Origin of the sequence: Neptuniibacter sp. UBA6509, assembly GCA_002435145.1 — a bacterium.
Taxonomy (GTDB): Bacteria; Pseudomonadota; Gammaproteobacteria; order Pseudomonadales; family Balneatricaceae; genus Neptuniibacter.
This window is the reverse complement of record DJLT01000067.1, coordinates 1-8,781: the sequence shown is the minus strand read 5'-3', so window position 1 is coordinate 8,781 and position 8,781 is coordinate 1. Positions and strand designations below refer to the sequence as shown.

Genomic DNA, 8,781 nt, shown 5'->3' with positions numbered 1-8,781 from the left:
GTTCAAAGATCAACAGCCTCTAGATTTGACATGAATTTCGAGGCGATCTGAATTCACTTTAAGCGTTTTTTAAACTACACCTTGCTCAATCATTGCGTCTGCAACCCGACGAAAGGCAGCAATATTAGCTCCTAATACAAGGTTACCGGGCGCACCGAATTCTCTTGCAGTCTCACTGGCTCGTAGATAAATATCCTTCGTTATTTGTAGTAATTGACAATCGACTTGCTCGAAAGTCCATTTTTGCATACTGGCGTTTTGCGCCATTTCTAACTGACTTGTCGCTACTCCCCCGGCGTTAGCGGCCTTACCCGGACCATAAGAAATACCGGCTTTAAGAAAGTACTCTACCGCACCTTGTGAAGAAGCCATATTTGCACCTTCACTCACCAATTTGCATCCATTAGAAACCAGTGCTTCGGCATCACGAGTTGTTAACTCATTTTGTGTGGCACATGGAAACGCTAAGTCTGCCTTGTATCGCCAAATAGTATGTCCTCCTGAAGGATATTCACTGATCGGAATGAACTGTGCCCTGGGGTGAGACTTTAAGTAACGTAAAAGCGAAGTACGTTCTTTTTCTTTGAGTTCCTTAATAAGAGACAGATCCAACCCTTGCGCATGATATAGCGTACCGGTTGAGTCACTACAGGCAATAGGAGTAGCACCAAGTTGATAAAGCTTCTCCATTGCATAAATAGCGACATTTCCAGCACCGGACACGAGGCAACGTTGTCCTTGTAAGTTTTCGCCTCGTGCATTAAGCATGTGATCTGCGAAATATACTGTTCCATATCCTGTTGCCTCCTTTCGCGCGTACGACCCCCCCCAAAGCAAACCTTTTCCGGTAAGTACGCCCTCATATTTCCCGGTCAGTCTTTTGTATTGACCGAACATGTAGCCTATTTCTCTGGCGCCTACACCAATATCACCGGCAGGCACATCAGTATTGGGTCCAATATGACGATAGAGTTCGTTCATGAATGACTGACAAAAACGCATTATTTCGGCATCGCTTCGTCCTTTTGGATCGAAATTTGCGCCTCCTTTGCCCCCCCCAATTGGCAGGCCAGTTAACGCATTTTTAAATATTTGTTCAAATCCTAAGAATTTTATAATACTGGCATTGACCGAAGGATGAAAACGAAGTCCTCCTTTGTACGGACCAAGTGCCGAATTAAATTCAATGCGGTATCCCTTATTAATCTGTATATTTCCGCTGTCATCTTGCCAGGGCACCCGAAACATAATTTGTCTTTCGGGTTCAACTAATCGCTGTATAATTGAATGCTTCGCATAATAGTTGTTTTTTTCCAGAACAGGTTCCAGAGTTCGCAGGACTTCCTCAACAGCCTGATAAAATTCAGTTTGTGCCGGACTGCTTTGTTTTAGCTGAGAAATAGTAGTACTTAAATAATTCATAAATCAACCTGTTAATGATTACCTTCTAATCACAGACGAGATAACGGACTTTTCTTTTTACTTCTAATATATCAATTTGTTGTTCGCCACTTTTAGTATTCCAGCTAATTTTTTGACCAGCTCTTAAACCTATTAATGCCGAGCCAATTGGTGCGAAAATTGAAATGCCGTCTTCGTATTTATGCATATCCAATGGAAGGCAGAGTGTTTTAGTCAAGTATTTATCAAACTTACTTATTTTAAATGTAACCTGAGAACCTATTGCCACGACGTCTGGAGCAAGATCTTTAATGTTAACGACTTTGGCGCGAACTAATTCTTTTTCTAATTCGTCAAACCTTTCAGTCGGTAATTTAATTTTTCTTAGCTGTTCTTCAATATCACTCAAGTCTTCATATGAAATTGTGATGTTAGGTTTTCTTGACATGATAATCCTTCCTCTTTGAATTAAAAATCACGCGCAGGAGAGCCTTTCCTGTGAGGAAATATAAATTTAATCTATAGCTTTAATTTATTCCGGTACGGTATTTCTGGTTTTAGATAAATAAGAGGCGGCCGAATGCAGAACTGCATCCGGCTTAATTGGGTAAGGTGAGTAAAATGCTCTTGTTGAGATTACAGTGCTTAGTCATGATTTCCTCATTGCTGTCACTGATATTAATACTTAATAAAAAAATAACAAGAACTTTTAAGATTATAACGCTCCGTATTTAAGGAATTAGCAGTGAAAAATTCTGAGTTTTTCGTCATGAGCAATATTTTATTCTTTAAGGTATTTTTCTTGCTGATTTATCAAAGAGTTTATTGGCGTCAATCATCGTTGAAACTTGATTAAACTTCTTGATGCGGCCCGAATAATTCATAATTGATTCGCGATTGACTGACGCCCAAGGCTAATAATTCATGCTTGATAGCAAGCATAAATTGCAAAGGTCCACAGAGATAAAACTCGCCCTCTTTCAGTGGTAAAGAACCTTTAACGTCTTCTATTTTCATTCTTCCGGTAGTTTCATTTTGACTACTGCTAACGTCATTTTCATACCACGTGTGCGACTGCAGGTTCAGAGTACTCTTAACACTCTCAACATGATCTTTGAAAGAATGCTGATTTCGATTTTTACATGCGTGAAGATAGGTCACCGGATGTGCGAAGTTCTCTTTTACTAAAGAATCTAACATCGCTTGCATAGGCGTCAGACCCACACCTGCAGAAATCAATATAACCGGAGTATCAAGTTGTTTTAGATAAAAGTCCCCGGCAGGGGGCATGACCAAGACTTCATCGCCAACATTTATTTTTAAATGAAGATAATTAGACATTACACCACACATTTCACCCAGGCCTTCCCGTTTAACACTAATGCGATAGGATTTTCCATTCGCGGCAGTTGATAGTGAATACTGCCTTATTTCATCATGCTCACTACCATGAGGATGCACCTTTATTCCTAAATACTGTCCCGGTTTATAATCGATAACACTACCGCCATCGACGGGCATTAAGGTAAAACTGGTTACGAGTTCGGATTCGGTCTCTTTTGAGACGACAGAAAAGGCTCTGAAGCCAGACCAGCCCCCCTTTACAGCAGCTCTTTGTTGATACAATTCACTTTCAACTTTAATGAAAATGTCTGCTAATTGACCATATGCAGCTGTCCATGCCTCTTCAACATCAGGAGTAAACGCGTCCGGAGCCAATTCTCTCAATGTCTCAATCAGATGATGTCCCACTATTGCGTACTGTTCGGGCTGGATATTAAAACTGGTATGCTTGTGTGCAATACGCATAACGGCATCTGTCAGTAGCTCTAACTGATCTATGTTGGCAGCGTATGCAGCTATCGCATTAAATAGAGCCGCTGGCTGACGACCTGTTTTTTGATGCGTCATGTTAAATATATTTTTAAGCTCAGGATTATGTAAGAACATTCGGGCGTAAAAATGTTCGGTAATTGCGGTTCCTCCCGAAGCAAGTAGTGGAATGGTCGCTTTGACAGTATCTATATGAGATTGAGTAAGCATTAACATACCTTTAATGACGTTAAGTGTTTGGTAGCTATGAGTAATGCGACTCGTGTGCCAAATTTTATTTCACTTAGTATCAATGTGTTACGAATAACTCTTTAAGCTATGTGTCAAAATGACTCATCACTTAATGAGCTAATTAGGATCGTTTGTGTCATAATGACCTATGCTTCGTGTTAATATAAAATGGTCTCATGAGTAAAATATCTCAATTTAGTTTGGTTAACTTTGCCCTTGATCTGTCCGCCGCAGTTTCGATGAATTGTTTTTATGAAAGTTTGATTTCTGCGGTTTGTGCAACTATTAAAGCAGATGCTGTAGCACTATTGATTTTTCGACACGAGACACTTGTTCCCGTTGCGCAGAGAGGGTTGTCCGATGACGTCATGGGGCGACGGTTTATTCCAGAGCAACATCCACGTTTAAAAGCAATCTGTAGCACGAGGGCGGTCACTCGCTTTTCAGCTGATTCGCCGTTACCAGACCCCTATGATGGAATGATTGCAAGTCATAACCATAATATGAACGTACATTCCTGTATGGGAATTCCTTTATATAAAGATGAAACGTTGCTAGGTGTACTTACTCTCGATAGCCTGGAGCCTAATGAGTATGATGCGCTTGATGCCGCTTCAGTTGACACACTGTCCAGGCTGGCAGCCCGGCTTTTATATGCTGCGTTATATATCAGAGAGTTAAATAAACAGAAGACTCATACTCAGCATGTATTACGGACAATGAATGAGAATAGCTCTGAGCATAATCAGGGTGAAGAAATAATAGGAAATAGTGTTACGACAAAAAAATTAAAGCAGACCATTCGACTGGCAGCTTCGTCCGACCTCACAATTTTGGTGCATGGTGAAACTGGTGTGGGCAAAGAACTTGTTGCCCGTGAGCTACATTATCAATCAAACCGGCGGAATAAACCGCTCGTATATGTAAATTGCGCTGCTATTCCTGTTCATCTGATAGAAAGTGAACTCTTCGGCCACGTGAAAGGTGCGTTTACCAGTGCCGCAAACGACCGCGATGGTAAGTTCTTACTTGCTGATGGCGGAACATTATTTCTGGACGAAATTGGAGAGCTTCCGCTTGAAATTCAGGGTACATTGTTGAGAGTAATACAGAATCAGGAAATCCAGGTGGTCGGTCAGGATAAGAGTCGAAAAGTGGACGTTAGAATTATTGCTGCTACGAATAGAGAGTTAGGGCATGAAGTTCAAAATAAACGCTTCCGGGCCGATCTTTATCATCGTCTCATAGTGTTTCCGATATATGTCCCGCCTCTCAGAGACAGACAAAGCGATGTTCCGCTTCTGGCTGGCTACTTTGCAGAGAAAATGCGGCGAAGTCTGGGACTGCAAAAGTTGATACTGGCTAAAGAAGCAATTTATAAACTGACAGTTTATCACTGGCCGGGAAATGTAAGAGAGTTAGAGCACGTAATATCACGCGCAGCACTTTATGCTCGAGAGAAGAATCCAACCGGAAATACAATAATTGAGCCATCTGACATTACCGGTTTAACCGTGTCTTCAGACTCTTTAACAAGTAAAGACACAGATTCGTCTACCGTATGTTTCGAGACCGATAGCCATACTGACTTACGGGAAGCAACAGATAAATTTCAACGTCAACTCATTATCAAAGCATTGCATCACGCAGAAAACAACTGGTCTAAGGCAGCCAGATCTCTGTCAATGGACCGTGCAAATCTTGTCAGACTGGCGAAGCGCCTTAATATCACCCTAGTGAAAAAGATAAGAACGTAGCTTTTCGTTCACAGAAATTATAGATATTGTCTATACGTTTCCTATATCTGACCTTACAAAGGAATATATGTTAAATACACTAAAACGGTTTTGGGGTTTTCAAAACAACGTAGTTGTATCAGAAAAAGTCGTTGCCACTATCGGTGGAATGCTAGCTATATTTTTATGCTTTTTTCTTACAACATGGTTGCTAGGCACGGAGGGAGCAGCGGCAATTTTACCATCCATGGGAGCGTCAACGGTCCTTCTTTTTGCTGTTCCTCATGGCCAGCTATCGACGCCATGGGCATTCTTCGCTGGCAATATTCTTTCTGCTATTGTCGGCGTTACAAGTGCACAATACATTGAAAATCTCTTTATTGCCGCTCCGGTAGCAGTGTCGCTTTCGATATTTATTATGCACCTATCTCGCTCATTACATCCTCCAGGTGGTGCTACCGCTTTGGCAGCTGTAATTGGTGGGTCTGCGATAACGGATTTAAGTTATTGGTACGTGCTCACTCCAACTATTATCAACTGCATGATTCTGTTTGCTGTTGCGATACTGTTCAACAATCTTTTTCACTGGAGGCGTTACCCGCAAAGTCTTATGCGATATAAGGGGATAGGCTATAACCCTGACACGAGACGCATAAAAATGCGACATATCCATGAGGCAATCAACCGGTCAGAATTGGTTATTGATGCCAGTGACGAGCAAATTAAACATATCATTGACTTAGCTGATACGATTTTACACGAAGAATTAATAGCCGGTTTTGAACTCGAAATGGGCGCATTCTACACAAATAACCAACCTGGGCGTTTATGGTCTGTTCGTCAGGTTGTAGACGAAAGAAAACATAATTGTAAGCATAAGTATTTGCTTATATATAGAGTGGTTGAAGGTGATGGGAAGGGATTCTCCGATTGCTGTACCTATCAAGAATTTGCCGAATGGGCAAAAATGAAAATGACGCCATCGCAAGTTTAGCATGCTGGTTAATAGTCAAACTGATAATTAGCTTGTAGTGGTCAAGTCATTTTGGCCACATCGTTGTAGCTATTCCAATAACGTTTCTCCGATTCATTCGGTGTTAGACCACCGTTGTATGAATGCGGTCTCAGTCGGCTGTAATAGCCATAAATGTAATCACCAATCTTCTGCTTTGCTTCAGCAAAATTCCGGTAACCAGTAGTTGGAACCCATTCGGTTTTGAGACTTCTGAAAAAGCGTTCCATCGGGCTATATCCCAACAATTTCCCCTGCGACTCATACTTTGTGTTAAGCGATACCGCCAAATTAGCTGACGGAATTTTCGGCTCATGTGATGACATCCCTGGTCGCTATGGAACATCACGTTTTTAGGCTTTCCCCGATACCCCCTGTGTCAGGATAGTTGTCGCCTCAGTTTTTCATAAAAATATAACAGGAGCGGTAAGTTAGTTATTAGTGAAGCATTATCCTGAAGACCATAAGAAAACCGTCATTAGAAAGCTGGTTGAAAGTGGCTTATCATTAAGCCAATTCGCAAAGCTAGAGAGTATCAACTTATCTATTTTGTATTCATGGCGAGATAAGTATTTACAAGCAGGTTCTAGTTTGGCAGGTAGCAATAGTTCAGAAGGTTAGTCACCAGAGCAAAAGTTCGCAATTGTTTTAGAAACAGCAGCATTGAGCGAAATTGAGTTAAGTGAGTATTGCCGTGAAAAGGGGCTTTACTCTGAGCAAGTTAAAGAAAAATGACGCGCCCCGTCATAACACTGAAATAAACTTCCTGTAGCGTGAAGTATTCAGTGAAAGAGTCTTCAACGGCTCAGCTTCAAAAACGCTAAATGCTCCAATACGAGTTTTCATGAAGAAATTGAAACGCTATCAATATGAAAGATATGCCATTCTCTGCCAACTCGCCTACCCTGATGCCGACGAGCAATACCAAAAAATCTTAGATCCTTTTTATGAACGCCAGCTAGTCGATAAGTACGGCAGAATGAGCGTAAGAATCTTGTGGGTCGAGAATAAAAAAGAGGTCATTATCGTTTTTCGCGGATCATTGGGGGTAAGAGATTGGCTAGCGAATTTATTCTTCATCCCAAACAAACTCAATCAGTTAAACAGAAAATTCTGGGTCCACTGGGGGTTTGCGCGGCTATTGGCTCAACCTATGTATTCCAGCACTAAGACATCCAATGAAGCATTACCACTTAGAGAGCTACTTGTAAAAGTGCTTGAACCACTTAGGCAGCAAGGCAAGCGCTTTACATTCATTGGCCATTCGTCCGGCGGCGCAGTAGCGGTATTAATGGCTGATTACTTTGAGCGTTTATACGCAAAGTCAGTAAAAAGGGTAGTGACTTTCGGACAGCCCGCAGTGGGCACGCGCTCTTGGTATAAGCACTACACGCTACACCATAGAACGTATCGCATTTGCTGCGATTTAGATGTAATAACCTTTATGCCGCCCTTCCCTTTTTACTTCTGGCACGTTGGCAAGATGCTGTGGCTGCACGATGATAAAATTTACGAAAACACGCCTACCCATAAACGCTTTTTGATGTCGCTTCACAGCTGGTTGTTACGCCCAATTACCTATCACTACATGCGAAAATATATCCGCAACAAGTCGCTTTTCGATGAGCATTAGAACGATCATTTTCGACCTACAGTGCGTAATTTAAAGGTACTTGATTATTCAATCCCGCACAGTACTGCATAAGAGGTAGGCTCAAAGAAATGTCTTCACTGTCAATCAAACGAGCAAAAGCGGCACTCAAGAACGCGTTTATCGGCGACGCGTTGGCTATGCCGGTACATTGGTATTACAACCCAGCAGATATTTATAAGGCATTTCCGTTAGGGATAGAGCAATTTGAGGATGCGCCATCATTTCATCCGTCTTCAATAATGTCGCTACATTCCACGCAGCAAGGTGGGCGCGCGAATAAGGCATCTGCAAATCAAAAAGAGATAGTGGGCGACGTTATTCTCAAAGGTAAAAGGCAGTATTGGGGCAAGGACAACATTCATTACCATCATGGTATGAAAGCGGGAGAAAATACACTCAATGCACATTGCGCGCGTATCGTTTTATCATGCGCACTTAAAGGGTATGACGAAAACGAGTTTTTAACTCAATATATTAGCTTTATGCGCGCTGATGAACCCAAACACCCTGACACATACGCTGAGTCTTATCACAGAGGCTTTTTTGCGAACTTAGAACAAGGTACTCCAGCACACAAATGTGGGGCGGTTACACATGATACGGCTTCAATAGGCGCTTTTGTGTCGGTAACACCTTTGGCGGTAGTAGAAGCAAGCAAAAGCACAGCCCTTGAGGACATCAAACGCCTGTGTCGTAGTCACCTTTATTTAACTCACCCGGATGAGTCTTTAGCATCGGTGTGCGATTTCTATGTTGAGTTAATCTACAAATTAGTGCATCGAGAAGGTGAATCACCCAAGGCCATTTTAGAAGATATTGCCCGTAAATCTGTGCACATGAATTTGGCTGCGATAGCGGCAAAAAGCAAAAGCGATATCGAGATTGTTGGTCGTATGTATTCGCCAGCGTGTTAT

Annotated in this window: 8 protein-coding genes and 1 pseudogene; 5 read left to right on the top strand and 4 right to left on the bottom strand. The window is 41.9% G+C overall.

Annotated elements, in window-relative coordinates; all coding sequences use genetic code 11:
- Positions 1-69: 69 nt before the first annotated feature.
- The 3 genes from gdhA to hmpA form a co-directional block, all read right to left on the bottom strand.
- Positions 70-1,422 carry an NADP-specific glutamate dehydrogenase gene (gdhA, locus tag B4K11_RS08610; protein ID WP_049588184.1) on the bottom strand — a complete coding sequence of 451 codons (1,353 nt, stop codon included), beginning with the start codon at positions 1,420-1,422 and terminating at the stop codon, positions 70-72.
- 25 nt (positions 1,423-1,447) lie between these two features.
- Positions 1,448-1,849, bottom strand: a complete 402-nt coding sequence (locus tag B4K11_RS08605; RefSeq protein WP_049588182.1) for a GreA/GreB family elongation factor — start codon at positions 1,847-1,849, stop codon at positions 1,448-1,450.
- A gap of 404 nt (positions 1,850-2,253) precedes the next feature.
- The gene (hmpA, locus tag B4K11_RS08600) at positions 2,254-3,444 is read right to left on the bottom strand and encodes an NO-inducible flavohemoprotein (RefSeq protein ID WP_049588180.1); all 1,191 of its coding nucleotides are present in this window, start codon (positions 3,442-3,444) and stop codon (positions 2,254-2,256) included.
- 197 nt (positions 3,445-3,641) lie between these two features.
- Between hmpA and norR the strand changes: the two genes are divergently transcribed.
- Complete coding sequence (gene norR / locus B4K11_RS08595) at positions 3,642-5,222, top strand: nitric oxide reductase transcriptional regulator NorR (protein WP_292959325.1); 1,581 nt, start codon at positions 3,642-3,644, stop codon at positions 5,220-5,222.
- Between the two features lie 67 nt (positions 5,223-5,289).
- The gene (locus B4K11_RS08590; RefSeq protein ID WP_049588178.1) at positions 5,290-6,195 is read left to right on the top strand and encodes an HPP family protein; all 906 of its coding nucleotides are present in this window, start codon (positions 5,290-5,292) and stop codon (positions 6,193-6,195) included.
- Positions 6,196-6,236: 41 nt separating this feature from the next.
- Here B4K11_RS08590 and B4K11_RS08585 read toward each other — a convergent pair.
- Positions 6,237-6,580 (bottom strand): annotated as a pseudogene (locus B4K11_RS08585) (integrase core domain-containing protein); the annotation flags it as partial.
- Positions 6,581-6,654: 74 nt separating this feature from the next.
- Between B4K11_RS08585 and B4K11_RS08580 the strand changes: the two are divergent.
- The 3 genes from B4K11_RS08580 to B4K11_RS08570 all read left to right on the top strand — a co-directional run.
- Entirely contained in the window at positions 6,655-6,834 is a 180-nt protein-coding gene (locus B4K11_RS08580) for a transposase (RefSeq protein ID WP_053103825.1), read from the top strand.
- Positions 6,835-7,057: 223 nt separating this feature from the next.
- Positions 7,058-7,846: a lipase family protein gene (locus B4K11_RS08575; RefSeq protein WP_014950619.1), complete on the top strand. Its 789-nt coding sequence runs from the start codon at positions 7,058-7,060 to the stop codon at positions 7,844-7,846.
- Positions 7,847-7,935: 89 nt separating this feature from the next.
- The coding region (locus B4K11_RS08570) for an ADP-ribosylglycohydrolase family protein (protein WP_292959324.1) at positions 7,936-8,781 on the top strand (846 nt) is incomplete at its 3' end.